General features: G+C 66.3%; 28 protein-coding genes. 12 read left to right on the top strand and 16 right to left on the bottom strand.

From position 1 onward, the window contains the following. Nucleotides 1–47: 47 nt before the first annotated feature. A complete protein-coding gene (locus G6N36_RS25025; RefSeq protein WP_163689437.1) occupies nt 48–1,610 on the top strand; it encodes a phytoene desaturase family protein in 1,563 nt (520 codons plus the stop codon). Here the strand turns inward: G6N36_RS25025 and G6N36_RS25020 are convergent. Next, nucleotides 1,607–1,876 carry a hypothetical protein gene (locus G6N36_RS25020; protein ID WP_163689436.1) on the bottom strand — a complete coding sequence of 90 codons (270 nt, stop codon included), beginning with the start codon at nt 1,874–1,876 and terminating at the stop codon, nt 1,607–1,609. The genes G6N36_RS25025 and G6N36_RS25020 overlap by 4 nt on opposite strands. A gap of 21 nt (nt 1,877–1,897) precedes the next feature. On the opposite strand from G6N36_RS25020, the gene G6N36_RS25015 reads away from it, so the two are divergent. Together G6N36_RS25015 and G6N36_RS25010 are read left to right on the top strand one after the other, a co-directional pair. Then, complete coding sequence (locus G6N36_RS25015; RefSeq protein ID WP_179964867.1) at nt 1,898–2,329, top strand: GAF domain-containing protein; 432 nt, start codon at nt 1,898–1,900, stop codon at nt 2,327–2,329. A gap of 150 nt (nt 2,330–2,479) precedes the next feature. After that, on the top strand, nt 2,480–2,719 hold the full coding sequence (locus G6N36_RS25010) for a hypothetical protein (RefSeq protein ID WP_163689435.1): 240 nt from the start codon (nt 2,480–2,482) through the stop codon (nt 2,717–2,719). Here G6N36_RS25010 and G6N36_RS25005 read toward each other — a convergent pair. Both G6N36_RS25005 and G6N36_RS25000 read right to left on the bottom strand, forming a co-directional pair. Further along, nucleotides 2,716–3,777, bottom strand: coding sequence for an alpha/beta hydrolase fold domain-containing protein (locus G6N36_RS25005; RefSeq protein WP_163689434.1), 1,062 nt, complete (start codon nt 3,775–3,777; stop codon nt 2,716–2,718). The two genes, G6N36_RS25010 and G6N36_RS25005, sit on opposite strands and share 4 nt — an antisense overlap. 40 nt (nt 3,778–3,817) lie before the next feature. After that, nucleotides 3,818–4,510, bottom strand: coding sequence for a demethylmenaquinone methyltransferase (locus tag G6N36_RS25000; protein ID WP_163689433.1), 693 nt, complete (start codon nt 4,508–4,510; stop codon nt 3,818–3,820). Nucleotides 4,511–4,580: 70 nt separating this feature from the next. On the opposite strand from G6N36_RS25000, the gene G6N36_RS24995 reads away from it, so the two are divergent. Beyond that, the gene (locus tag G6N36_RS24995; protein ID WP_163689432.1) at nt 4,581–5,405 is read left to right on the top strand and encodes an SDR family oxidoreductase; all 825 of its coding nucleotides are present in this window, start codon (nt 4,581–4,583) and stop codon (nt 5,403–5,405) included. Nucleotides 5,406–5,483: 78 nt separating this feature from the next. Here the strand turns inward: G6N36_RS24995 and G6N36_RS24990 are convergent, their stop codons facing one another. Continuing rightward, nucleotides 5,484–6,611 carry a glycosyltransferase family 4 protein gene (locus G6N36_RS24990; protein WP_163689431.1) on the bottom strand — a complete coding sequence of 376 codons (1,128 nt, stop codon included), beginning with the start codon at nt 6,609–6,611 and terminating at the stop codon, nt 5,484–5,486. A gap of 133 nt (nt 6,612–6,744) precedes the next feature. Between G6N36_RS24990 and G6N36_RS24985 the strand changes: the two genes are divergently transcribed. Continuing rightward, nucleotides 6,745–7,419, top strand: coding sequence for a DsbA family protein (locus tag G6N36_RS24985; RefSeq protein ID WP_163689430.1), 675 nt, complete (start codon nt 6,745–6,747; stop codon nt 7,417–7,419). A 3-nt stretch (nt 7,420–7,422) separates the two neighbouring features. On the opposite strand, the gene G6N36_RS24980 is transcribed toward G6N36_RS24985, so the two are convergent. The 4 genes from G6N36_RS24980 to G6N36_RS24965 are packed head-to-tail and all read right to left on the bottom strand — an operon-like array spanning nt 7,423 to nt 10,893. Further along, nucleotides 7,423–7,938: a DUF3592 domain-containing protein gene (locus tag G6N36_RS24980; protein ID WP_163689429.1), complete on the bottom strand. Its 516-nt coding sequence runs from the start codon at nt 7,936–7,938 to the stop codon at nt 7,423–7,425. Between the two features lie 22 nt (nt 7,939–7,960). After that, a complete protein-coding gene (gene menD, locus G6N36_RS24975) occupies nt 7,961–9,589 on the bottom strand; it encodes a 2-succinyl-5-enolpyruvyl-6-hydroxy-3-cyclohexene-1-carboxylic-acid synthase (protein WP_163689428.1) in 1,629 nt (542 codons plus the stop codon). A 2-nt stretch (nt 9,590–9,591) separates the two neighbouring features. Further along, nucleotides 9,592–10,374, bottom strand: a complete 783-nt coding sequence (locus G6N36_RS24970) for an alpha/beta fold hydrolase (protein WP_163689427.1) — start codon at nt 10,372–10,374, stop codon at nt 9,592–9,594. Nucleotides 10,375–10,392: 18 nt separating this feature from the next. Continuing rightward, nucleotides 10,393–10,893, bottom strand: coding sequence for a nitroreductase family deazaflavin-dependent oxidoreductase (locus tag G6N36_RS24965; protein ID WP_163689426.1), 501 nt, complete (start codon nt 10,891–10,893; stop codon nt 10,393–10,395). 102 nt (nt 10,894–10,995) lie between these two features. Between G6N36_RS24965 and G6N36_RS24960 the strand changes: the two genes are divergently transcribed. Genes G6N36_RS24960 through G6N36_RS24950 form a run of 3 tightly spaced genes read left to right on the top strand, consistent with a single transcriptional unit; the run spans nt 10,996 to nt 12,429 of the window. Further along, nucleotides 10,996–11,430, top strand: coding sequence for a hypothetical protein (locus G6N36_RS24960; protein WP_163684331.1), 435 nt, complete (start codon nt 10,996–10,998; stop codon nt 11,428–11,430). Between the two features lie 43 nt (nt 11,431–11,473). Beyond that, nucleotides 11,474–11,668, top strand: a complete 195-nt coding sequence (locus G6N36_RS24955; RefSeq protein ID WP_163689425.1) for a hypothetical protein — start codon at nt 11,474–11,476, stop codon at nt 11,666–11,668. Continuing rightward, nucleotides 11,668–12,429, top strand: a complete 762-nt coding sequence (locus tag G6N36_RS24950) for a DDE-type integrase/transposase/recombinase (RefSeq protein WP_163689424.1) — start codon at nt 11,668–11,670, stop codon at nt 12,427–12,429. Before G6N36_RS24955 ends, G6N36_RS24950 begins: the two co-directional genes overlap by 1 nt. Before the next feature lie 19 nt (nt 12,430–12,448). Here the strand turns inward: G6N36_RS24950 and G6N36_RS24945 are convergent, their stop codons facing one another. The 3 genes from G6N36_RS24945 to G6N36_RS24935 all read right to left on the bottom strand — a co-directional run bounded on the left by G6N36_RS24945 (nt 12,449) and on the right by G6N36_RS24935 (nt 15,189). Beyond that, nucleotides 12,449–13,186: a DJ-1/PfpI family protein gene (locus tag G6N36_RS24945; protein ID WP_163689423.1), complete on the bottom strand. Its 738-nt coding sequence runs from the start codon at nt 13,184–13,186 to the stop codon at nt 12,449–12,451. 18 nt (nt 13,187–13,204) lie between these two features. Next, nucleotides 13,205–14,161, bottom strand: coding sequence for a GlxA family transcriptional regulator (locus G6N36_RS24940; RefSeq protein ID WP_163690890.1), 957 nt, complete (start codon nt 14,159–14,161; stop codon nt 13,205–13,207). A gap of 62 nt (nt 14,162–14,223) precedes the next feature. Further along, nucleotides 14,224–15,189 carry an o-succinylbenzoate synthase gene (locus G6N36_RS24935; protein ID WP_163689422.1) on the bottom strand — a complete coding sequence of 322 codons (966 nt, stop codon included), beginning with the start codon at nt 15,187–15,189 and terminating at the stop codon, nt 14,224–14,226. Between the two features lie 44 nt (nt 15,190–15,233). Between G6N36_RS24935 and G6N36_RS24930 the strand changes: the two genes are divergently transcribed. The 3 genes from G6N36_RS24930 to G6N36_RS24920 all read left to right on the top strand — a co-directional run bounded on the left by G6N36_RS24930 (nt 15,234) and on the right by G6N36_RS24920 (nt 16,921). After that, nucleotides 15,234–15,725, top strand: a complete 492-nt coding sequence (locus G6N36_RS24930) for a DUF427 domain-containing protein (RefSeq protein WP_163689421.1) — start codon at nt 15,234–15,236, stop codon at nt 15,723–15,725. Nucleotides 15,726–15,821: 96 nt separating this feature from the next. Then, nucleotides 15,822–16,310: a TspO/MBR family protein gene (locus G6N36_RS24925; RefSeq protein ID WP_163689420.1), complete on the top strand. Its 489-nt coding sequence runs from the start codon at nt 15,822–15,824 to the stop codon at nt 16,308–16,310. Then, nucleotides 16,307–16,921 carry an SOUL family heme-binding protein gene (locus tag G6N36_RS24920; RefSeq protein WP_163689419.1) on the top strand — a complete coding sequence of 205 codons (615 nt, stop codon included), beginning with the start codon at nt 16,307–16,309 and terminating at the stop codon, nt 16,919–16,921. The genes G6N36_RS24925 and G6N36_RS24920 overlap by 4 nt, the downstream gene beginning before the upstream one ends. A gap of 3 nt (nt 16,922–16,924) precedes the next feature. Here G6N36_RS24920 and G6N36_RS24915 read toward each other — a convergent pair whose 3' ends face one another. After that, nucleotides 16,925–18,469 (bottom strand): long-chain-fatty-acid--CoA ligase, encoded by a 1,545-nt coding sequence (locus tag G6N36_RS24915; RefSeq protein WP_163689418.1) that lies wholly within the window; start codon nt 18,467–18,469, stop codon nt 16,925–16,927. 125 nt (nt 18,470–18,594) lie between these two features. Then, the gene (locus G6N36_RS24910; RefSeq protein WP_163689417.1) at nt 18,595–20,199 is read right to left on the bottom strand and encodes an amidohydrolase; all 1,605 of its coding nucleotides are present in this window, start codon (nt 20,197–20,199) and stop codon (nt 18,595–18,597) included. A gap of 697 nt (nt 20,200–20,896) precedes the next feature. Here G6N36_RS24910 and G6N36_RS24905 point away from each other — a divergent pair. Beyond that, nucleotides 20,897–21,367, top strand: coding sequence for a YciI family protein (locus G6N36_RS24905; RefSeq protein ID WP_163689416.1), 471 nt, complete (start codon nt 20,897–20,899; stop codon nt 21,365–21,367). Between the two features lie 64 nt (nt 21,368–21,431). Here the strand turns inward: G6N36_RS24905 and G6N36_RS24900 are convergent, their stop codons facing one another. The 3 genes from G6N36_RS24900 to G6N36_RS24890 all read right to left on the bottom strand — a co-directional run bounded on the left by G6N36_RS24900 (nt 21,432) and on the right by G6N36_RS24890 (nt 23,076). Then, entirely contained in the window at nt 21,432–21,899 is a 468-nt protein-coding gene (locus G6N36_RS24900; RefSeq protein ID WP_163689415.1) for a hypothetical protein, read from the bottom strand. Between the two features lie 13 nt (nt 21,900–21,912). Next, nucleotides 21,913–22,656 carry a hypothetical protein gene (locus G6N36_RS29555; protein WP_163683909.1) on the bottom strand — a complete coding sequence of 248 codons (744 nt, stop codon included), beginning with the start codon at nt 22,654–22,656 and terminating at the stop codon, nt 21,913–21,915. Nucleotides 22,657–22,824: 168 nt separating this feature from the next. Continuing rightward, on the bottom strand, nt 22,825–23,076 hold the full coding sequence (locus tag G6N36_RS24890; protein ID WP_163689414.1) for a DUF3253 domain-containing protein: 252 nt from the start codon (nt 23,074–23,076) through the stop codon (nt 22,825–22,827). Nucleotides 23,077–23,131: the final 55 nt, after the last annotated feature.

The raw sequence follows: 23,131 nt of genomic DNA, 5'->3' as shown, positions 1-23,131 counted from the left end.
AGTACTGACATATTTTTGGGACGGGTGCCAGGCGAAGGGAATGGGCCATGAGCGAATACGACGCGATCGTCGTCGGCGCCGGACATAACGGGCTGACGGCGGCGGCCGTGTTACAGCAGGCAGGAATGCGCACGCTGTGCGTGGAGGCCAACACCTACAGCGGCGGGATGGCGGCGACGGTCGAGCTGATCGAGGGGTTCCGCTACGAGATCGCGGGCTCGGTGCAGTTCCCGATGCCGCCGCAGATCGCCAAGGAGCTGGGGCTGGACACCCTGCCGACCGTGGACGCCGACGTGCAGTCGGTGAATCTCGGCGACGCCGGCGAGGAGCCGCTGATCTTCTACCGCGACCCCATGAAATTCATGACTCATCTGGCCGACAAACACGGCATGGAGGCGGTCGCCGGGATGGCTGGGTTGATCGGGTGGTCGCAGGGTCCGGCAAAGGCGTTGGGCCGCTTCGACGTTCGCACACCGCCGAAAACACTTGACGAGATGTACGCGTGTGCGGCCAACGAGGCCGAACGCACCGCGATCCACGATGTCATGTTCGGCTCCGCAATGGACGCCATCGACCGCTACCTTCCCGACAAGGAGAAGCACGCGGTGTTACGCGGCATGCTGGCGTTTCTCGCGATCAACTCGACCTACCGGGGGCCCTACACCCCGGGCAGCGCAACGTGTCTGGCGTGGGCATTGGCGGTGCCCGACGACACGACCGCCATGATGACCAAGCTCGAAGGCGGCATCGGCGCGCTCTGCGACCATCTCCGTGAGTTGTTTCTGTCCTCCGGCGGTGAAATCCGTTATCGCACAAAAGTGGAGCGCATCCTGGTGTCCGATGACCGCGTCACCGGGGTTCGCCTACGCGACGGATCTGAGATCAGCGCGCCGGTGGTGGTTTCGAATCTGTCGCCGGACTACACCCTCGTCGACCTGGTGGGAGCCGACCTGCTGCCCGCCGACCTGGTCACCCGCATCAGCGGCCGTGACCACCGCGCATCGTTTGTCCAACTGCACTTCGCCCTTGACGGCCTCCCCGAATTCGCGCCGCCGTACGACTTCCTCAATGATCCCGAGATGCTCGGGTCGGTGGCGATCTTCAATTCGCCAGAGGAACAACAGCGCCAGTGGGACGAATGCCGGCGCGGGATTGTGCCGGACAACCCGTCGATGGGCATGCAGATCCCGTCCGTGCACGACCCCAGCATGGCGCCACCGGGAAAGCATGCCGCCAGTGCCTTCGCTTACGCGCTACCCGTCGAGAACAGTCGGGACACCCGCAAGCTCAAGAACGAGATGGCCGAGAAAGTCATCGACAAGATCACCCGATATGCGCCTAATTTCCGCGATATCCAGATACGGCATATCACCTTCGCGCCGTATCACATGGACACCATGTTCGCCGCGCCGTCCGGGGACTTCTGCCACGGTCTGCTGCATCCAGATCTGATGGGGCCCAACCGGCCAGGGCCGAAAGGCTTCCTGGACATGCCGATTCCGATCGACGGGCTCTACCTCGGCGGGGCCGGCTGTCACGGCGGGCCGGGAATCACCTTCACCCCCGGCTACAACGCCGGATATCAGGTCATCGAGGATTTCACGGGCTAACCCTCACCGATGCCATTGCGCTGCTTGCGCCTCTGCAGGGCCATCGCGAATTTGACGTCCTTGGGAGTCTTGTCGTCGCCCGTTGAACCGGTGAGCCACAAGGCAATCAGGATGTCGGCCGCGGTGATGAACAGACCCCACCAGTACGCCCAGCGCAGCTCGGGATCGGGCGGTGACGCGAAGAACATGATCAGGAAGATCGGGCCGACGATGCCGAAGACGAACATCATGGCCTGAAACATCAGATATCGCTTGAAGGTCGCCATTTCGAGAGCAGAATAGCGCGGATGCCCGAGGTCTACCGCGCACCGATGCGGTCCCGCCGCGACGACATCGATCCTCGATCGACGGTGGGTCGCGCACTGGCGAAGGGGGTCGTCGGCTTCGGCGACGCGGGCGCTGACGATCGTCTCGACCGCCGCGTCGCGCGTTTCGCCGACGTGGCCGACGGATCGTTCGTGTGGACTCGCGACGCCGACGGTCTCTTCTGGCTCGGCCGCATCGAGGGACCCCTGTTCTACGACGATGCCGGGGCCGCCGTCGATCTCGTTCATGTTCGGCCGTGCCGGTGGATCGCCGAGCCGGTGCTCGAACCGGAGGTTCCCTCCGCAGTGCTTGCGACGTTCGCGCGAGGAGGTCGCAACTTTCAGCAGACCCACGACCCGGAGGTCGGCGAGCAGACGGCGGCGATTTGGCGCGCGCGCCGCCCAGCGCGCTGACGAGGGGGCCGTGAAAACCTTTGCTGGAGCGGGCGATTTGCACAGCCCAGCTAAATGTAAGCCCAGCTAGAGGACCTATTTTCAAACGCTCCGCGGGATTACTCTGGAGTGCACCGGCGTTCCCACAAGCATCGGCGGAAGGAATCCACGATGCGCAAGCTGACAGTTCGATCAGCACTCGCGGCAACGGCCATTGCAGCCGCCGCGATGGGCACGGCCACGATTGCCAGCGCCGCGCCGGCCGGCCCGTGCGAAAAGGTCACGTCTGTCGGCGTCTGCCAGCCCTTCGATCAGCAGCGGCAACAACAGCAACGCACCCAGTCACCACAGCAGGGCATGGGTGAAGTGGTCGTGCCCGGGCTCGGCTCCAACCCTCTGACCCTCGGCTAGCCCCCGAGCGACTTCGCGAACCCGCTCACGTCCCGGATCGAGGCGTGGAACACCTCCGGCATCACATCGGGCAGCAACAGGTCGCCACCGTGGCACGTGCCCGCGACGACCCGGCCCACCGTCGGGACCCCCGCCTGCAGGAGCCGGCGGTAGTACTGCAGTCCCTCGTCGCGCAGCGGGTCCAACTCGTTGACCGAGATGACATGCGGCGGCAGGCCCGCCAATTCGTCATCGGTGGCGACCGCGGCCCAGCAGGCTGCGTCGTCGCTATGGCTGTTGGTGGGGTCATAGAGGGAGCCGAGCAGTGCCAGTTGGTGGCACGTGACGAAGTACTCGTCGTTCTCGGTGAGCGACAGCAGGTCCTCACAGTCCTCGAGCCAGCGGTTCGAGATGTAGGGGCACTGCGCGTAGAAGCCGGCGATTTCGCCCAGCCAGCCTTCCCGCTTCGCCTTGTGTGCGACGGTCAGCGTGAGGTTGCCGCCACCGGACTCGCCGGACACGATCAGCTGCGCGATGCCGAGCTCGCCGCGGTTGGCGGCAGCCCATCGGACCGCGGCCGCGCAGTCGTTCAGACCCGCGGGGAACGGGTGGGGTCCGAGCTTGCCGCCGGAGTTGCGGAACTCCACACCGATCACGACAACCCCTGTGGCAGCGAGATGTTCGCGCAGCATCAGGTATCCGATATCCGCGGCGGCGCCGATCGCCATGCCGCCACCATGCAGGTGCACGACGCCCGGTAGCGGACCATCGGCGCCGTCGGGCCTGCTGATGTAGAGCGTGATGTCGTTGCCGTCGTCACCGGTGACTGTGGTGGTCGTGGTGGTGACACCCTCGGCCGCGGTTGCTGATTGCGCGAACACGTCGAAGATCGCGCCCATCCCCTCTTCGCTCATCCTGGCAAACGCCAGCCGCTCCTCGAGGGGTGCGTCGACGGCCAGCTCAATCGGCGGTAGCCGACCGTCAAGCCCGAACTCGGCGAGCGCCTTGACCATTCGCGGGTCGGAGCGGGGATCGGTGGCGAGTGTCGAATCCGGATCAGCGTGACGTCCATAGGCCATGGCGCGACCGTACAACGGTCGGCAGTTGTGAACGCGCGCTTTACCGTGAAGGTTTGGTCGCAGCGTGCAGCGCCACGATGCCGCCGCTCAGGTTGCGCCACCGCACCGCCGACCAGCCTGCGTCGGCGATGTGTCGCGCGAGGTCGGGCTGATCGGGCCACGCGCGGATCGACTCGGCGAGGTAGACGTAGGCGTCGGGATTCGACGACACCGCGCTCGCCATCCGCGGCAACGCCTGCATCAGGTACTCCTTGTAGGCCGTCGCGAACAGCCGGTTCGTCGGCGTCGAGAACTCGCACACCACCAGCCGCCCGCCCGGCCGGGTCACCCGGGCCATCTCACGGAGCGCAGCGCCGTGGTCGACGATGTTGCGCAGCCCGAAGCTGATGGTCACCGCGTCGAACACGGCGTCGCCGAACGGCAGCTTTGTCCCGTCGGCGGCGACCTTGGGCACCTTGCGCGCACTGCCCGCGGCGAGCATGCCAACGGAGAAGTCCGCGGCCACGCACCATGCCCCCGAGGTCTCGAGCTCCACGGTCGAGACGGCGGTGCCGGCGGCCAGGTCGAGCACCGTGTCACCAGGGCCGATACGCAGCGCCTCGCGCGTCGCGCGTCGCCAGAAGCGGTCCTGCCCGAGAGACAACACCGTGTTCGTGAGGTCATAGCGGCGCGCCACCCCGTCGAACATCGATGCGACCTCGTGGGGATCCTTGTCCAGCGTCGCGCGGTTCACAACGGCGACGCTACCTGTCAGCATCCTGGCGCCGGGAATGGAATGCGCCCCAGCGGGCATTAATCCGCACATGGCGGAAAAAGTTTGGTTCATCACCGGTACATCGCGGGGCTTCGGGCGAGAGTGGGCCATCGCGGCACTCGAGCGCGGCGACAAGGTAGCGGCGACGGCGCGGAACACGTCGACGCTGGACGAACTGGTCGCGAAATTCGGGGACGCGCTGCTGCCGATCCAACTCGACGTGACCGACCGCGCCGCGGACTTCGCCGCGGTGAAACAGGCGCACGATCACTTCGGTCGGCTCGACGTCGTCGTCAACAACGCGGGCTACGGCCACTTCGGTTTCATCGAGGAGCTGACCGAGCAGGAGGCGCGCGACCAGATCGAGACCAACGTGTTCGGTGCCCTGTGGGTCACCCAGGCGGCGCTGCCCTACCTGCGGGCGCAGCGCAGCGGACACATCATCCAAGTGTCGTCGATCGGCGGTATCACCGCGTTCCAGAACGTCGGCATATATCACGCTTCGAAGTGGGCCCTGGAAGGATTCTCTCAGTCGCTGGCGCAGGAGGTCGCGCCGTTCGGCATTCATGTGACGCTGATCGAACCCGGCGGGTTCTCGACCGATTGGGCGGGCTCGTCCTCGAAGCGGTCCACACCGCACCCTGACTACAAAGTGGTGCATGAAGAAGCGGACCGGTTACGCAGCGAGCGCGTCTCGGAGCCCGGTGACCCGAAGGCGTCGGCAGCCGCGGTACTCAAGCTCGTCGACGCCGAAAAGCCGCCGCTGCGAATCTTTTTCGGTGAGCTTCCGCTGCGGCTCGCCAAAGCCGACTACGAAAGCCGGCTGGCTACCTGGGAGGAATGGCAGCCGGTGTCGATCGAGGCCCAGGGCTAGGTTTGCCGGCGCGAGCAGACGTAAACCTGCCCAAATCGCACGCGAAAAGGGCACTTTTGCGTCTGCTCGTCCAAGAAATTAGGCGGCTTTGAGGCGGCGCAGGCCGATGACCTCGTCGTAGTGTCCGAGCAGCTCGTCGCAGATCGCAGGCCACGTCCGGGTCAGCACGCTGCGGCGCGCCGCCACCGAGTAGCGCTGCCGTTCGGCGATCAGATGGTCGACGGCCGCAGGCAACTTGGCCTCGAACTCGTCGACCGACAGCAGCAGTCCGGTGCGGTACGGAGTGACGAGATCACGCGGACCGCCGGCATCGGGTGCGATCGCCGGCAGCCCCGAGGCCATCGCCTCCTGCACCGCCTGACAGAAGGTCTCGTGCTCGCCGGGGTGGACGAAGACATCCATGCTCGCGTACGCGGCGGCCAGCTCTGCGCCGTACAGCGCACCGGTGAAAACAGCTGACGGCAGCACGGTTTCGAGCTTTGCACGGTCGATGCCGTCACCGACGACGACCACCTGAAGGTCGTCGCGCTCCGACAGTGCCGCCAGCCGCTCGACGTGCTTCTCAGGCGCCAGCCGGCCCACGAATCCGACGATCGGCTTACCCCGCGGGGACCACAGGCTGCGCAGGCTCTCGTCGCGTGCCGACGGCGCAAAGCCGGTGATGTCGACACCGCGCGCCCACTTGTGCACCCGTGGGATGCGATGCGCCGTCAGGTTTTCCATCGCAGCGGCCGACGGCGCCAGTGTTCGGTCGGCGCGGGTATGAACCATCCGCGTCCACGCCCAAGCCGCCCTGGACGCAAAGCCCATGCCATAGCTCTCTGCGAAACCCGCGACATCCGTTTGGAATACGGCGACTGTCGGCACGCCGAGGTGACGCGCGGCGAGCATGCCACCCCAACCGAGCAGAGCCGGCGAGGCCAGGTGCACGACATCGGGGTCGAACCCGCGCAACACACTCACCATGCGGGGACGCGGCACGCCGAGCGGCAGCGACGTGATTTTCGGGAACATCCGCGACGGCACCCGGTGCACCCGGATCCCTTCGTAGATCTTGTCGGCCGCCGGCTCACCCCGCGGGGTGTCGGGTGCGATGACGAGGGCCTCATGACCCGTGCCGCGGAGATGCTCGAGCACCCGAAGCACCGAGTTGGTGACGCCGTTGACATTCGGGAGAAACGACTCTGCGACGATTGCAACGCGCACGCCTCGAGAGTCCCATCGGCGGCTGTCGTCAAGGTTTCCTGCAGGGATATGTCACGCAAATAGCTCGTGCCGATGAACGGATTCTCCAGATCGGCGTTTTCAAGTACTCTGCGCTCAAAGAAAGGCGGTGGACATGCGGATTCCCCGGCTAGCGTCGGTGGCCATCGCTGCGGTGCTGATCGTCACCGGCTGCACTACGCAGGTGACCGGCACTGCGCTCCGCGATCCCGTGCAACCTCCGTTGACCTTGAGCGAAGACGGCTACGGCATCGTCGCGGGATACGAGGACGCGCCGACCCGCATCGAGATCTTCACCGAGCCGCAGTGTTCCCATTGCGCGGATCTGCAGGCCGATTTCGGCGATCAGTTCGCGTACTACATCGGCGTCGGGGCGTTGAAGATCACCTATCGACCCTTGACATTCCTGGACAGCGGAGGCGGCGGCTACTCGGCGAATGTGAGCAACGCGCTGTTCCTTGCCGCCGAGGGCGATGCGACGGGAACGCAGTTCCAGCGCTTCGTCGAGGAACTGTACGCACACCAGCAACGGACCAAGGGTGGCCCCGGCCCCACCGACGACGAAATGGCCGACATGGCGAAGACGGCGGGCATGCCGGACACCGTCGCGAATCGCATCGCCGATGCGGGTTCGGCGATCAACACCAAAGACATGGACGCCGCCAACTTCGAGTACCTGTACGAGATCGATCCGCTGAACACCGGCACACCAACGGTTTACGACCCGCAGACCGACGAGAAGATCGATATCTACGACAACGACTGGCTGAACACGCTGATGCAGACCTGAGGTCTATCCGACCTTCTGCACAGAAACCGGCCGTACGTCGCGGCGGCGCTCCCAATAAGCCAGGCCCGCCAGTGCCGCCACCGCGATGAGCCAGCCGACCACCGCGATGGAACCGGCCGGGATGATCGCCAGCGAGGCGTTGCGATCCCGGACCCGTACCAAATCCGGGTTGTTCGTGTCGTATTCGACGTAGATCCGCATACCCGTCTCCAGTTCGGACGGGTACAGCACACCCAGCTCGGGGCGATAGGTCACGCGGTCGGGCGTCACGAACTCGATGGTCGACCGTCGCGGTCCGGCGCTGAGCACCTCGGCGGCGGCCACGCCCATGTGCCGCTCGATCTGCCGGTCGTTACGCCACGCGCCCAGTACCATGAGCACCGACTGCAGCGTCACCAGGCATGCGACGAGCACGATTCCGATGCGGATCCGCCGGAACACGCGCTGCGCCCGCGTCTCGGTGGGGTCGGGCGATAGTCGCGGAACCAGCTTGCGCCACAACGCGATAACGCGGCTCACAGGGCAATCTCGTTCGCTCGGCTCACAGTGCAGCCTTGATCGACGCGTGCAGAGCCCGCAGCGACGACCGGTCGGCCTTCACCTCCAGTACCCGCATACCGTCGAACGGCTCGTTGAGCGCCTCAACCAGACCATCGACCTCGATCTGCCTGCTGTCGATGTGATACGCCCGGCACAACGCGCCGACGTCCACATCGTGCGGGGTACCGAATATCCGCGACGACACGTCGGAGAACCGCGGATCGCCTTGCTCGAGCAGTTCGAAGATGCCGCCGCCGTTGTCGTTCGACACGACGATGGTCAGATTGCGTGGCGTGGGCTCGGTCGGACCGATCAACAACCCGGAGCTGTCGTGCACGAATGTCAGGTCACCGATCAGCGCGAGGGTCCTGCCGTCATGCGCAAGGGCGGCGCCGATCGCCGTCGACACCGTGCCATCTATCCCGGCGACTCCGCGGTTTGACCGCACCTTCAAGCCCTGGGTGTTGAGGCCGACGAGCGCGGCATCCCGAACCGGGTTCGACGCGCCGAGCACCAACTGGTCGCCGGTGCGAACCGCGTCGGCGACGGCAGCCGCCACATGGAGTCCCGTCTTGAGCGGATGGGCCTCCAACTGGGCCCGAACCGCGTCCACAGCGTGCCTATTGACCTCCTCGCAGCGCGCCAACCAGGCGGGATCGGGTTCTCCGCTGGTCACGGCGCGGGTTCCGGTGGCGGCCGAGTTCCCCGAAACGTCGGGCCAGCGCGGGCCCGTGGTCAGCGCGTAGACCGGGACCGCCGGATCGGCCAGCAGCGTCGACACCGGCCGGTGCAGCGTCGGGCGGCCCAGCATGATGACCTGCTTCGGCCGCACCAGCCGCAGGGCGAATGGATGCAGCGGGTTGGCGGCCGGCGGCGCCGTCGGCTCCGCGACGGTCGGGAGCGCAGCGAGGTTCGGGTGTACACCGGCACCGTGGCCGGCGATGACGACCGTGTCCGGCGTCAGGTCGATGTCGAGCGGCTGATCGAAGGTGACCGGCGGCGTGTACGTCCACGGCTTGCCGTCCGGCCGTCCTTGCGGCGCGTAAACCGACGCTAGATCGTCGACGCCGGGCACCAGCGGTTCGCGCAGCGGAATGTCGAACTGCACGGGTCCCGCATTGGCCGAACGAGATCCGGTGGCGGCCACCAGGACTCGACATGTCGCCGATCGCCACTGCGCGTTGAGTGCGTCCATTTGATCAGGCCTGTCCTCGGCGAGGCCGAGGCTGATGCTCTCGCGGACCTGCGTGCCGAAGTAGCCCAGCTGCTCGAACGTCTGGTTCGCTCCGGTACCCAGCAATTCGTACGGCCGGTTGGCGCTCAGCACGATGAGCGGCACCCGCGCGTAGTTGGCCTCCACCACCGCCGGACCGAGGTTGGCCACGGCTGTACCGGACGTCATCGCGACGCACACCGGCGCGCGCTCGGCGACGGCGAGGCCGATCGCCAGGAAGCCGGCCGTGCGTTCGTCGATGCGTACGTGCAGGCGCAGCCGGCCCGCACGGTCGGCGTCGTGCAGCGCGAACGCCAGCGGGGCGTTGCGCGAACCGGGGCACAGCACGACATCACGCACGCCGCCGCGGATCAGTTCGTCGACGACCACGCGGGCCTGCGTAGTCGAGGGGTTCACCACTACAGACTATCGGCGAAGAATTTCAGCGCCGCGGCGTTGACTTCCTGCGGCTTCTCGAGGAATCCGAGGTGACCGGCATCGGCAATCTCCAGGTAGTAGCCGGTACGGACGGCGTTGGCGACTTCACGGCCCAGATGCGGAGGCAGCACGATGTCGTCGGCGAACCCGATGACCAGCGTGGGCGTCGTAATACTTTGGTAAGCGGGCAGCCGATCAGTCGTGGGTCCGGCGTCGGTCTGACAGCGCAGTCCAGGCGACGGCTTCGTGGGCCACATCGTGAACATCTCGGCCCAGTCGCGGACGAAGTCGTCGTTGTTCAGCGTGGCCGGCGAAAAGCTCTCCATCAGACGGATTTTCGCGTCGTAGGAGGCGGGCAGCTCGATGCCGGAGTCGTAGAGTTCACGCTCGGCGTCGCGGAAGAAGCTGCGGGCCCGGTCGTGGCGACCGCGGGTGGCCATCAGCACCGAGGCACTGACCAGCTCCGGACGCGCCAGCATCAGTTCCTGCGCGATGTAGGAGCCCATCGAGACCCCGACGATGCGCGCAGGTCCGGCGTCGAGCTTCTCGATCAACTCGGCGGTGTCGGCGACCATCTCCTCGATGCCGAAACTGTCTTCGTTCTCGGTGGCGCCGATACCCCGGTTGTCGAAGGTGATGCAGCGGTATCCCGCGCGCTGGAACTCCGGCACCTGATGCAGGTGCCAGGTGCGACCCGCACCGCCCCTACCTGCGATGAACAGCACCGAATCGCCTTTACCGCGGTCGTCGTACGCCAGATCCACGCCGACGACGCTACTTGCTCACTCGACCTCGGTGAACGCCACCACCGGGATGCGGCGACCCTGCGTCGTCTTCTGGTAGCCCGCATAGTTCGGCAGGAACTGGGCGGCGAGCTCGAACAGTCGGTCGCGTTCGGCGCCCAGCATTTCCTCGCCGACGAAGGTGCCCTGGTGACCGCGGGACGTGAGCGTGACGCGGGGATTGGCCTTGACGTTGTGGTACCACGCGGGATGCCGAACGCCTCCGTAGTTGGAGGCGACGACGATGACGCGGCCACCCTCGGTGAAATACGTCAGCGGTGTACTGCGCTGCTGCCCGGACTTCGCGCCGGTATGTGTCAGCAGCACCTCCGGCATGACCATCGACATCGACAGGTGGCCCTTGCTCGCCTTGATCAGCGCGCGGTCGATGCGCCAGCCGACCGTGCGAAGGAACGACTGCATGGGGCCCGTCGCCATGAGACGCGCGCCGGCTCTGACCATGGCTGACGGCGGGTTGGGCGGAACCTCGGGAATTCCCACGCCACCGACCGTACTTCAGCGGCTTCGGTGCGCAAACGTTCGCTCACCCTCTTTGCCACGCTGGTTGTGAGTCGGTTTGGGCCAGTGTGAAGGGGTTGGGTTGTGTCGATCAGTGCGGGGTTCAGCTCTGCCGAGATTCATGAGTTCGTCATTGAGTATCACTTGTTGCCTCATGGTCAGAAGGGATCCTGGCGTGCTGCTCAGGGGGTATCGGTGCGCCAGTTGAGGCGGTGGGAAGCCACGGTGTTCGCCGGTGATCTCGACCGGGGGCTTATTCCGCGAGAAGGTAGTGGTGTGACGGTTCCCCCGGCGAAACGATCGGCGCTGGCGATGGCGCAGACGGCGAAACAGGAGCGCGACGAGGCCGAAGTGGCTCGACTACAGGCGCGGGTACGCGAGCTCGAACACGCCAACGAGGCCCTGGGAAAAGCTATCGGGCTCTTGCATGCGATGAACGCCGAAGAGCCCGATGCAGCCCTGACGATGACCGATCTCGACGATTCCTCGAGCGCGAGAACGGACTCGTCGCCGAGCTGAGCGCCGCGATCAGATCCCAGCGCCGGCGCTGACGATGATCGGGTTGTCGCGTTCGACGTGGCATTACCGCCGCAAGCCGCGGCCGCGGGTGAGTAACCCGGTGCCGCAGAAAGATCGGGCCTACCCCGCGCGCATCTGCGCGGGTGACCGCGTGGTGATCCAGGACAAGATCATCACCGGCTGGCAGGCGGGCACGTCGGTGGACCATTCGTTTGCCGCCGCTTGGGATGACGGGTGATGCTGGCCTCACGGCGGTCCTGGTGGCGTATCGCGGCCGCGATCGTCGATCAAAGCGCTCGTCCGATCTGCCCGACCCGCTCGACGAACAAGATTCCGCGGCCGGCACCAGTACTCAAAGCGACCGGCCCGCAACAGATCTGGAGTTGGGACATCACCGACCTGCGCACCCCGTGGCGGGGCGTGGCGTTCAAGGCGTACTCGATAATTGACATCTTCTCTCGCAAGATCGTGGGCTGGCGCGTCGAGCAACGCGAGAGCGACGATCTCGCCACGCAGATGTTCCAGACCGCGATCACCACCCACGGGTCGCCCGCAGTCGTGCACGCCGATTCTGGGCCGGCGATGCGCTCGACGGATCTCAAAGACCTCCTCGCCGATCTCGGCATCGCTCAGACCCACAACCGGCCACGGGTCAGCAATGACAACCCGTTCTCCGAATCGGAATTCCGCACGATGAAATACCGGCCGAACTATCCCGGTATCTTCGATGATCTCGATGCCGCGCGGGCCTGGGTAAACTCCTATGTCTCCTGGTACAACCAGCACCACCGCCACAGCGGGATCGCACTGTTCACCCCCGCCGAGGTCCACGACGGGCAATGGACGCAGCGGTGGCTCCAACGCGACCACGCCCTCCAGGCCTACTACGACACCCACCCCGAACGATTCCGCGCACGCCCGCACACCGAATCACCCAAGGCCACTGTGGGCATCAACCTCCCACCCGAAAACGACCCCGACCGACTCCACGCAGCTTGACAACGCCCGTCAGCGACTGTTAGCGCACCGAAATCGCTTTCTTGCGGCCGCCGCGCACGCGGTCGATGGCAGCACCCCACAGCAGCTGCACCGTCGGCGTCAACTGGTGCCCCTTGACGGTCTCGACGCTCAGCGCCGCGGTGGCCGCCGCCTTGGTCGCGGCCGAAGCCTTCGACACGTGGCCGGAGTCGTACGGCGGCTGGGGGTCGTACTCGATGACCAGCTGGACGGCCTTCGCCTTGGCGTCGCCGCAGATTTGACCGAACAGCCATATCGCGAGGTCGATGCCGGCCGACACGCCCGCGGCGGTCACGATCTTGCCTTCGCGCACAATCCGCTCGTCGCCGACAGGCTCGACGCCGAACGGCTTGAGCATCGGCACGCACAGCCAGTGCGACGTGGCGCGGCGGTCTTCGAGAATGCCCGCGGCGGCCAGGATCACCGAGCCCGAGCACACCGACGTCGTCCACGTGGACGTCTCGTGTGCCCTGCGCACCCAGTCGAGCACCTTCTCGTCGCGGGCGTGCTCGAACGTCGCCATGCCGCCGGGCACCAAAATGATGTCCGGAGAGGGGGTTTCGTCGAACGAGTGCGTCGCACCGACGAGCAGCACTCCCGAGTCAGCGGTGATGGGTCCGGGTTCGTGCCACACGAACCGCACCTCGGCGTCGGGGAGGTTACGCAGCACCTCGTAGGGCCCGATGAAGTCCAGGGCGGTGAAGCCGGGGTACACCATGATTGCGATCTGCTGGGACATGTGGAGCTCTCTTTTCTACTAGGCGAACGTCTTGCGGTACTGGTCGGGCGAAATGCCCAGTCGTCGAACGAAATTGCGGCGCAACGTCTCGGCACTACCGAAGCCGCAACGCGCCGCGATAACCGTCACGGTGTCGTCGGTCTCCTCGAGTTGCCTGCGGGCGGCCTCGGTGCGGATCCGCTCGACATATGCCCCCGGCGCCTCGCCCACCTCGTCGGTGAACACCCGCGTGAAGTGCCGAGGGCTCATCGACGCGCGCCGTGCCAGCTCGGGAATACTGTGCGCACCACCGGGTTCGGCCTCGATCGCGTTCTGCACGTCGCGAATGGGTGCCCGCTTGGCGCGTGGCATCCACACCGGCGCGGCGAACTGCGTCTGGCCGCCGGGCCGCCGCAGGTACATCACCATCCAGCGGGCCACGGTCTGCGCAACGTCGGTGCCGTAGTCGTCTTCGACCAGCGACAGGGTCAGGTCGATGCCCGCCGTGACGCCCGCCGCCGTCCAGACCTGTTCGGAACTGCGCACAAAGATCGGTTCGGGATCGACGGTCACCGCCGGGAACTCGTCGGCCAGCTGAGACGCGAACGCCCAGTGCGTGGTCGCGACGCAACCGTCGACCAGACCGGCCTGCGCGGCGATGAAGGCGCCGGTGCAGACGCTGACGACGCGCCGCGACTGCTCGGCGGCGATCCGAATCCAACCGACGGTGTCGGGATCCCGTCGCGCATCGTCGACGCCCATGCCTCCGGGCAACACGAGTGTGTCGATCGGCTCGCGCGGGTCGGGGAACGGCTGGGCGACCAGTGCGAGACCGGTGTGGGTGGCGGCGGGTTCGCCGGTGCGGGTGACGACGCTGACGGTGTATCCCTCGTCCGCGCGGCCCTGGCCGGCTAGGGCCATGGTGGCGCCGGTGAAGACGTCGAACGGGCCGACCAGGTCGAGAGCCTGGACGCCCGGGAAGCCGAGGATCACCACCGATCGCACGTGTTCAGTGTTGGCCAGCGCGCGGGTGGCGTCTAGGCCACGGTCCCCACAAATTAGGACAGCAGCGGGTGGCAGGCGCGGATCCGGTCGATCCACCAACGCCGACGTTCCGGCGCCGCGGCCAGCTCGGCCAGCCGAGCCGGGTCGGGAACGACTGGCGCGACAGAAAGGAAGCCGTCGACGGGCGCTGCGGACTCGGCGATGTCGTCGACGAAAAGGCCGCCGGTTCCGAGGCCGCAGGCGTACGGGAGTTCGGGCAGCGCGGCGGCCGCGAGCAGTCCGCGGCCGATGCCGACCGCGGAATCGAGCGCGCTGGACACCACGATCGGGATGTCGATCTGACCGGCGATCTCCAGCATCCTGACGACGCCGCCCAGCGGCGCGACCTTGAGAACCGCGACATCCGCGGCCTTGGAACGCACCACGCGCAGTGGGTCGGCGGCCTTGCGGATGCTCTCGTCGGCCGCGATCAACACGTCGACACGGCGGCGCAGCTCTGCCAACTCGGGCACCGTGGCACACGGCTGCTCGAGGTACTCGATCGGACCGTCGGCGGTCAGCGCGGCGGCTGCCTGGGCGGCCTCGTCGACGCTCCAGCCGCCGTTGGCGTCCACGCGCACCCTCGGCACCAGTGCGCGTACGGCGTTGACGCGTGCCACGTCGTCGGCCAGGGTCTGCCCGGGCTCGGCCACCTTGACCTTCGCGGTGCGCGCGCCGGGAAACCGGTCCAGCACCTCGGGCACCTGCGCGGCAGCGACGGCGGGCACGGTGGCGTTGATTGGAACGCGATCACGCAGGACATCGGGCGGCGCCCGGTAGGCGCCCTCGATAGCCGATGCCAGCCAATGCGCCGCCTCGGGCGGCCCGTATTCGACGAATGCCCCGAACTCTCCCCAGCCGGCCGGCCCCTCGATCAGCGCGACCTCCCGAACGGTGATGCCGCGGAACCGGACTCGCATCGGCAGCGAGACGACGTGCAATCCGTCCAGAACCTCCTCCAGCTGCGGCACGCCCCCCATACTGCCCCGCTCCGCCTCAGCGATCCCAGCTTTACAGTGGTGCCATGCCCATCCCCGAGAAGCCGCGGCCGGGCCAGGAGTCGGTGTGGGATTACCCGCGGCCGCCACGGTTGGAGGAGTTCAGCGGTTCGATCACCGTGGAACTCGGTGGCGTCGTCATTGCATCGACAACGTCGGCGTGGCGCGTGCTCGAGACCAGCCATCCCCCGACGTACTACCTGCCTGCCAGCAGCTTCATCGATGGCAGTCTGCGCCCGGCGGCCGGCTCCTCATGGTGTGAATGGAAAGGGCAAGCAAGCTATTTCGATCTCGTCAGTCCACGGCAGGTCGCACCACGGGCGGCATGGACCTACGTTTCACCGACGCGCGGATTCACCGCGATCGCTGGCGCGCTCGCCGTCATGCCCGCACTGGTGGACCGGTGCACTGTCAACGGTGAACAGGTCATTCCACAACCGGGGGGCTTCTACGGCGGGTGGATCACGAGTTGGGTCGCGGGCCCCTTCAAAGGAGTGCCGGGCTCGACGGGCTGGTGACCTTAGTCGTCATGCATCGGTCACTTTTGGCCCACGTTTAGATCCGCCCCCTCTGGATATAGTTAAGAAACTTAATGATGTCCCGAGGAGCAGATCTTGAAGGCAGGAACTATCGCAGGAACCGCCGTGGCGACCGCCGCGACCGCCGTCATCGGCGGGCTGGCCAGTCGGCCTGCGCAATCACCGTGGTACGCGAACTTGAAGAAGCCGCCGTATCAACCTCCGCGCCAAGCCTTTCCAATCGTCTGGCCCGTCCTGTACGCCGACATCGCGGTGGTGTCGGCCGCAACGATCGACGAATTGGAGAAACGCGGACTACGAGACGAGCGGCGGAGATATATCGCTGCGCTGGTGACGAACCTGATCCTGAACGGCAGCTGGTCCTGGTTGTTCTTCAATCGCCGCTGGCTTGGCACATCGGCAATCGCAGCCGGGATTCTGTCCATCAGCAGCGCCGACCTGACCCGGCGCTCGGTCGCCGTCGGTGGTGGGAAGGCAGCCCCGATGGCCGCTTATGCAGCGTGGACATCGTTCGCCACCGCGCTGTCAACCCACATCTGGGCGCTGAACAGGCGGCGTCGATGAGACTGATCGACATACCTGGCCAGGTTGCCGAATCGATCTTGTCGATCGTCGGCATCCGCGTCGGCACCGAAGAGCCCCACTATCTGGCGACCAAGCTCACCGACGGCGTAGAAATCCGGCGGTACGGCCCGCGGATCGCCGCCGAAACGGCGGTGGCGGCCGACGACGAACGCGCCCGCAACATCGGCTTCCGCCGATTGGCGGGTTATATCTTCGGCGGCAACCATCGCGGCGAGACGATCTCGATGACGGCACCTGTCAGCCAGCAGCGCGGTGACACGATTGCCATGACGGCGCCGGTCGCACAGGCCCGAAACACCGAGGGCGAGTCGATGATCCGGTTCTTCATGCCGTCGAAGTGGACGATGGAGACACTTCCGACGCCGGATGACGAGCACGTCCAGTTGGTCCAGGTCCCCGCCGAGACCTACGCGGTCCTGCGCTTCACCGGTGACCGCGGCCCGGCGGCCGTCGCCGCTCGGACCGAAGAACTGCGGAAGGTTCTGCGCGACAACGATGTCAAACCCGTCGGCGAGCCGGTCGCGTGGTTCTTCGATCCGCCGTGGACGCTGCCGTTCCGGCGGCGCAACGAGGTCGCGATCCCGATTTAGCGCCTACGAGTACTGCTTGCGCAGATCTTTCTTGAGGATCTTTCCGGTCGGATTCCGCGGCAACTCGTCCTTGAAATCGACGGACTTCGGGCACTTGTACGCGGCCAACCGCTCTCTGGCGAAGGTGATCAACTCTTCTTCGGTGGCCTCACCCTCAAGTTGGACAACGGCTTTGACGACCTCGCCCCACTTGTCATCGGGGATACCGATTATCGCGACATCGGAGACCGCGGGATGCTCGGCGAGTACCCGCTCCACCTCGATCGAGTAGATGTTCTCTCCGCCGGAGATGATCATGTCCTTGAGTCGGTCCTCGACGAAGATGTAGCCGCCGTCGTCGACGCGCCCGATGTCACCGGTGCGGAACCAGCCGTCCTCGGTGATCGACTCCTCCGTCGCCTCCGGTTTGTTGTGATAGCCCCTCATCAACTGTGGTGAGCGGAACCACAATTCACCCTGCTCACCTTCCGGCACGTCTTTGAGGGTGTCGGGATCGACCACCCGCACCTCCGCGTTGGGAACCAGCGTGCCCGCACTCGATAGCCGCTCCTCCTTGCCCGGGTCACGGTGCGCCTCGGGAAGCAGGTGGCTGATGACGCCGCACACTTCGGTCAGCCCGTACGCCTGCATGAAATCGGTGTTCGGCCATGCTTCCAGCGCCCGACGCAGCAACGGAAGCGGCATCGGCGAAGCGCCATAGGCGAACGTCTTCAGCGAACCGAACAGCTTGACCGCGTCCTCGCCGGAGTCGAGCACCTTGGCCAGCACCGCGGGCACCAGGAATGTCCTGTTGGCACCCTTGAAGATCGCGCCGGCCAGGGACGCGCCGTCGACCTCGCGGGTCATCACGCTGGGGACGCCGTCGTGGATTCCGAATTGCACATAGGACGAGCCGCCGACATGGAACAGCGGCATCGACACCATGTTCTTGTCGCCTTCGTCGAACTCGAATCCCTCGTGCGCATTCACCGTGTGCGCAATGATGTTCGCCTGAGTCAGCTGCACGCCCTTCGGTTTGCCCGTCGTGCCTGACGAATACATGATGATCGCGACATCGTCGGGCTCGACATCGTCCTGACGATCGACCGGCGTAGCCGCGGCGAGCATCGCCTCGTACTCGTCGCCGTCACCGCCCTCAGGCGTCACCTCGATGACGTGCTCGACGTGGGTGAGCTTGTCGCGGATCTTGTCGACGTTGGGCCGCAGTTCCTTGCCCACGATCAGCAACTTGGCGCCCGAATCGTTGAGCACGTAGTCGAGCTCGTCGGCGGCCAGCCGGAAGTTGATGATCGCGTTCGCGGCGCCCAGCGACGCGGCGGCCAGCGTCAGCTCCACACAGGCGGGGTGGTTCTTGTCGAGGAACGCCACCACGTCGCCGCGCTTGACGCCGCGCTCCTTCAACGCACCCGCCAGCCGGCGCACGCGGTCATTCCACTCCGCCCACGTCCAGGATCGATCGAGGCAATCGAACGCCTCGGCGTCGGGCCGTGTTTCGGCCCAATGAGCGGTGCGTTCGTCTAGGAAGCGGGGTTCAGCCAGGTCAGACATGATCTGAGCCTGCCACGGACACCGCCGGCGGTACCCGCGTTTCGGCCAATCCGGCCGTTTACGCGTGGTCGGTCGCGGTGGTTCGAACTTCGCCAGGCATCCGAAGAATTTGCGCCCAGGCCGCGTCATTGTCCGTAGACCTGCCTGCCCGCCAGGTAGGTGGCACGCACTTCGAGGTCGGCGATCTGCTCGGGCGGTACTGTTCGCGGGTCGGCGGAGAGCACCACCATGTCCGCGTACTTGCCCACTTCCAGCGAGCCGATAACGTCATCTGAGTGCAGCTGCCACGCCGCGTCGATGGTTTGCGCCCGAATGGCCTGATCAACCGTGATCCGCTGTTCCGGTCCGATGACCCGGCCACTGGGCGCCGTGCGGGTGACGGCGACGCTGATGTTGCGCAGCGGCTCCTCAGGCGTGACGGGCGGATCGTTGTGCAGCGAGATGCGCATTCCCGTCGCCACCGCCGAACCGCAAGGCATCCAACGGTTTCCGCGCTCAGGCCCGAACAGGCCATCGACAACGATGTCGCCCCAATAGTGGATCTGGTCGACGAACAGGCTGCAGGTGACGCCGAGATCGTGAGCACGCTGCAGTTGGTCGTCGCGAATCGCACCGACGTGCTCGAGGCGTAGCCGATGGTCGTCGCGGGGGTGCTCGCGCAGGGCTTCTTCGTAGACGTCGAGGATGGTGTCGGCACCCGCGTCGCCCTGGACGTGGCAGGCCATCTGCCAGCCCTTCGGAAAGTAGGCGCCGACGATCTCGGTCAGCTGCTCACGGGTGTAGTTCGCGCAGCCGCACGACCCCTTCGGGATACCGACGCTGCGGGTGGCCGCGGTGTCGAGGTACGGGAACGACAGGTCGATGTTGCCGATCCACGGCGAACCGTCGACCCAGATCTTGATGCCCGCCTGCCGGAGCATGTCGTCGCCGTTGTCGGGTACCTGGTCGGTGGTCATCGCGGCGGTGGACATTTCGTAGACCCGAAGCCGCACGGTGAGTTCGTCACGCATCTGATCGATCACGGGGCGGAATGCCGGGTCGAACGCCATTTCCGAGCACGTCGTCAGCCCGGCGCGGTTCAGCCGGGCCAGTTCGGCGTGCAGCATGGCCGGGTAGTCGGCGGGCTGGATCGCACCCTGCAACAGCGGGAACACCGCCTGGATCTCCTCGGCGCTCCCGTCGAGCGAGCCGTCCGCGTTCCGGCCGTACTTGGCGCCCTTCGGGTCCGGTGTGTCAGCGGTCAGCCCGACGCGGGCGGCCGCCGCGGAGTTGAAGTACGCCTTGTGCCCGGAGTTGTGGATGATCACCAGCGAGAATTCGGGGGCGATGCCGTCGAGCCAGGCGAGCGTCGGGTCGGGCAGTCCTTGCTGCAGCAGCGCGTCCCATCCGTTGAGGTAGGCGCCCTCGGCCCCGCGCTTAGCGACTTCGCCTTTGACCGCCGCGACCACGTCGTCGGCGCTCGCCAGTGTGACGGGGCGGATGTCGACCATCCGGTCGGACAGCACGATCGCCTCCATCAGCGGGTGCCCATGAGCCTCGACGAGTCCGGGCATGACACAGGCGTCGCCGAGGTCCTCGGTGTGCGTGTCCGGGCCGATCCAGGCTGCGACCTCAGCCCTGTCGCCGACCGCGACAATGCGGCCACCGGACACGGCTACCGATTCGGCAGTGGGTTGTGCGTCGTCGACGGTGAGAACGGTCGCGTTAATTACCAAGTCTGCGAAGGGCATCGGCAAAGTATGACCCGCCCGGCCGTGGCCGTGGCGCTATTCGGCTGTCGAAACTATGGAGCGCCACCGAACCCGGGACGCAGTACCGAGCGCAGCGCGGTGGTGTGCCTGATCGAGGGCGGCGACGACGAACGGGTGAGCCGACGGAGGGATCGCAGTCCGCGGGTCTACCCCCGGCGGAACACCGCATACGGCGAATGCGGCTTGCTATCAAGGCAGTTCGACTTGGTTGCCCGCCATCGACTGTCGACATTCTTCATCGTCATCTTGACCCTGCTGCGGTCGAGCCGTCCAAGACCTGGGCGAAGTTCTCCTCGACCCTGCTCGATTCACCTGTCCTGCCAGAGCTGCCAGGCGAAGACGCCCGAAGTGGCAAGTGTGCTAATGAAGGTCATCACGACAGTGCCGATTCGGAGGCTGCGTCCCCACCGGCGATCGGCTGCGGGCGTGCTGTCGTCGCTGTCATCGGCCTCAGCGTCGTCAGCCGCCTCGGCCGTTTCGTACCCTTACGTCGCTGGATCCGCGAACGCGGACGCGTACCCGGCCGGTTCTGGGCCAACAAAGCACGAGCTCGGGCCGGTTGCGAAAATTCGATGAGTTTTTTTCGTTGTCCGTGTCGATTTCAGTGGGTTGCCGTTCGACGTAGGCACGAGGGCAAGATGAAAACGAGCCCCTTCCCAACTAGAAGGAGACAACAATGTCGCGCTACATGCTGATCATGCGGTCCAGCGCCGAGGCCGAGGCGGCCATGGCGGAGGCGGATATCGACTTCGACCAGATCATCGAGGACATGGGCCGCTTCAACGAGGAGCTCATCAAGGCCGGTGTGCTGCTCGCCGGTGAGGGCCTCACGGGACCCGAGGAGGGCTTCGTCGTCGATTTCAACTCCGACCCGCCCGTGGTCACCGACGGCCCGTACACCGAGGCCAAGGAACTGTTCAACGGGTTCTGGATCATCGACGTGTCGTCCAAAGAGGAAGCCAAGCAGTGGGCGCAAAAGATCCCGCTCGGCAAGGGCGTCAAGGTCGAGGTGCGCCGGGTGTCGGAGACCGAGGAGTTCCCGCAGGACAACCCCTGGGTCCAGAAGGAGATCCAGTGGAAGGCCGAGCTGGCCGAGAAGATCGCAGCGCAGGCCCGAGCAGACGCCGACAAGTTCGCCAAGCGCTGACTCAACTCGGCTCTCTACGAAGCAGCGCTGCGCTCTTGTCCGAGGCAGCGCTGCTTCGGGGTGGCTAAGCGACTTTCGCCAAGCTGAAACCACTCACGTACGCGACCTCGGCAGGATCGCCGCACGCCGGCGCGGACTGCGTGTTGACCGCGGTGCCGTCCAACGTCGCCGCGTCGAATGCAAACACGACTGTCCCGGGGACGGTCACGTTGTCATTGGGCGGCTTGCATCGAACCGCTTCGGGGTACTGCACAGCCATGCCCCACCGACCGTCGTTCAACAGGGCGCGTCCGCTATACGGGGCGACCCTCGGGTCGGTGACCGGCGTGACGGCGACGTCGGCGCAACCCGGACCGCACGGCGTGATCACCCATGTGTTGACCCTGCCGGTGTCGGACTCATAGGTGTAGGTGCCGCTGAGCTCACCCGGTGACGGCTGGAGGGGACCGTCGGCGGATGCGGCACTTGGGAATCCGATCGCCACGCCGGCGGCCAGGATGATCGCCGCGGGCAGCTCGCGAGTGATGGTCATGCCGTTCCTCTCGTTACACATGTCCGGGCATTCCACCCATGCCAGCGCCCATGCCGCCGATATGACCGATTCCGCCCATACCGCCCATTCCACCGATTCCGCCCATTCCACCGATCCCGCCCATCCCGGCCGGGCCGCCGATCCCGCCCATCCCGGCGCCCATGCCGCTGATTCCGCCCATGCCGGCCGGCCCGCCGATCCCGCCGATTCCGCCCATCCCCGTGGGCGCCATCGGTGGCGGTGCGATCGGCGCCATCGGTGGCGGTGCGATCGGCGCCATCGGTGGCGGTGCGATCGGCGGCGCCGGTGGCGGAGCCAGTGGCGGTGGCGCGACCGGCGGCGCCGGCGGGGGTGGCGGAGGTGCAGGCGGTGCGGGCGGTGCGGGCGGCGGCGGTGGCGGAGGTGGCGGCGGCGTCGGCAGCCCGTAAGGACCGCCCGCGCACACCGGGTTGGCAGGCTGGCTGATGCATGCGGGATCAGCCGGGCCGGTGGGCGCCCCCGTCGCAGGTGGCGGCGGCGGCGCGTATGGACCGCCCTGGCACACGGGATTGGTCGGCTGCGAAATGCATCGGGGATCGTCCGGCCCGGTCGGTGGTCCGGACGGCTGAAGTGGCACGGGGGCAATGGACGAACCGCCGAAGGCGGGCATCGCGATCGCCGGGCCGACCGCGCCCGTTGCGCCGACGACGATGAGCGCACCGGCCAGAGCACCCTTAGCCACAATGCTGCCGACACGGGAGGCATTGGTCCAGCTCATCTTTCGCTCCTTCGCGCTCCGGAAAGGCGATGTGAGGCCCAATGTTATTGACGCCAAAGCAAATTCGCCCATACCTACTGTGCCGCCGGGTGGAACATTCGCACGCTAACCCATCGAAAAACGCGCCGACAGCAAATCAGCGAAACCAGGTGTTCACGTTGCTGAGCGTCACCGCGGCCGAGCGCGAATCCGGATGGGTCCGCGCCACTGTGCTTCCGGGTCGATCACCTCGCCGCGCTGCATGATCTCCACGTCGCCGGCTCTCGCGAGGTCTCGCGCGATGTCGCGGGCGGCCTCCATCAAATCGCGCCAGTCGTCACCCCCGACGGCGCGTGCCGCGTCCGACGGACAGATGGTTTTGCCCGGCGCCCGCTCGCAGGCCAGCCTCAGGATCGCCTCGCGCAACCGCTTCTCACTCATTGATCGGATAAAGCCCGTTCGGGGTTCCCTTGAAACCATTTCTGTAACACGTTCT

Source organism: Mycolicibacterium gadium (assembly GCF_010728925.1).
Classification (GTDB): Bacteria; Actinomycetota; Actinomycetes; order Mycobacteriales; family Mycobacteriaceae; genus Mycobacterium; species Mycobacterium gadium.
This window is presented reverse-complemented; position numbering and strand designations above follow the sequence as displayed.

Bases quoted from the DNA above. Each gene is read 5' to 3' on its own strand.
- G6N36_RS25025 (WP_163689437.1), top strand. From the start codon at position 48: ATGAGCGAATACGACGCGATCGTCGTCGGCGCCGGACATAACGGGCTG.
- G6N36_RS25020 (WP_163689436.1), bottom strand. From the start codon at position 1,876: ATGGCGACCTTCAAGCGATATCTGATGTTTCAGGCCATGATGTTCGTC.
- G6N36_RS25015 (WP_179964867.1), top strand. From the start codon at position 1,898: ATGCCCGAGGTCTACCGCGCACCGATGCGGTCCCGCCGCGACGACATC.
- G6N36_RS25010 (WP_163689435.1), top strand. From the start codon at position 2,480: ATGCGCAAGCTGACAGTTCGATCAGCACTCGCGGCAACGGCCATTGCA.
- G6N36_RS25005 (WP_163689434.1), bottom strand. From the start codon at position 3,777: ATGGCCTATGGACGTCACGCTGATCCGGATTCGACACTCGCCACCGAT.
- G6N36_RS24995 (WP_163689432.1), top strand. From the start codon at position 4,581: ATGGCGGAAAAAGTTTGGTTCATCACCGGTACATCGCGGGGCTTCGGG.
- G6N36_RS24985 (WP_163689430.1), top strand. From the start codon at position 6,745: ATGCGGATTCCCCGGCTAGCGTCGGTGGCCATCGCTGCGGTGCTGATC.
- G6N36_RS24950 (WP_163689424.1), top strand. From the start codon at position 11,668: ATGCTGGCCTCACGGCGGTCCTGGTGGCGTATCGCGGCCGCGATCGTC.
- G6N36_RS24945 (WP_163689423.1), bottom strand. From the start codon at position 13,186: ATGTCCCAGCAGATCGCAATCATGGTGTACCCCGGCTTCACCGCCCTG.
- G6N36_RS24935 (WP_163689422.1), bottom strand. From the start codon at position 15,189: ATGGGGGGCGTGCCGCAGCTGGAGGAGGTTCTGGACGGATTGCACGTC.
- G6N36_RS24930 (WP_163689421.1), top strand. From the start codon at position 15,234: ATGCCCATCCCCGAGAAGCCGCGGCCGGGCCAGGAGTCGGTGTGGGAT.
- G6N36_RS24920 (WP_163689419.1), top strand. From the start codon at position 16,307: ATGAGACTGATCGACATACCTGGCCAGGTTGCCGAATCGATCTTGTCG.
- G6N36_RS24915 (WP_163689418.1), bottom strand. From the start codon at position 18,469: ATGTCTGACCTGGCTGAACCCCGCTTCCTAGACGAACGCACCGCTCAT.
- G6N36_RS24910 (WP_163689417.1), bottom strand. From the start codon at position 20,199: ATGCCCTTCGCAGACTTGGTAATTAACGCGACCGTTCTCACCGTCGAC.
- G6N36_RS24905 (WP_163689416.1), top strand. From the start codon at position 20,897: ATGTCGCGCTACATGCTGATCATGCGGTCCAGCGCCGAGGCCGAGGCG.
- G6N36_RS24900 (WP_163689415.1), bottom strand. From the start codon at position 21,899: ATGACCATCACTCGCGAGCTGCCCGCGGCGATCATCCTGGCCGCCGGC.
- G6N36_RS29555 (WP_163683909.1), bottom strand. From the start codon at position 22,656: ATGAGCTGGACCAATGCCTCCCGTGTCGGCAGCATTGTGGCTAAGGGT.
- G6N36_RS24890 (WP_163689414.1), bottom strand. From the start codon at position 23,076: ATGAGTGAGAAGCGGTTGCGCGAGGCGATCCTGAGGCTGGCCTGCGAG.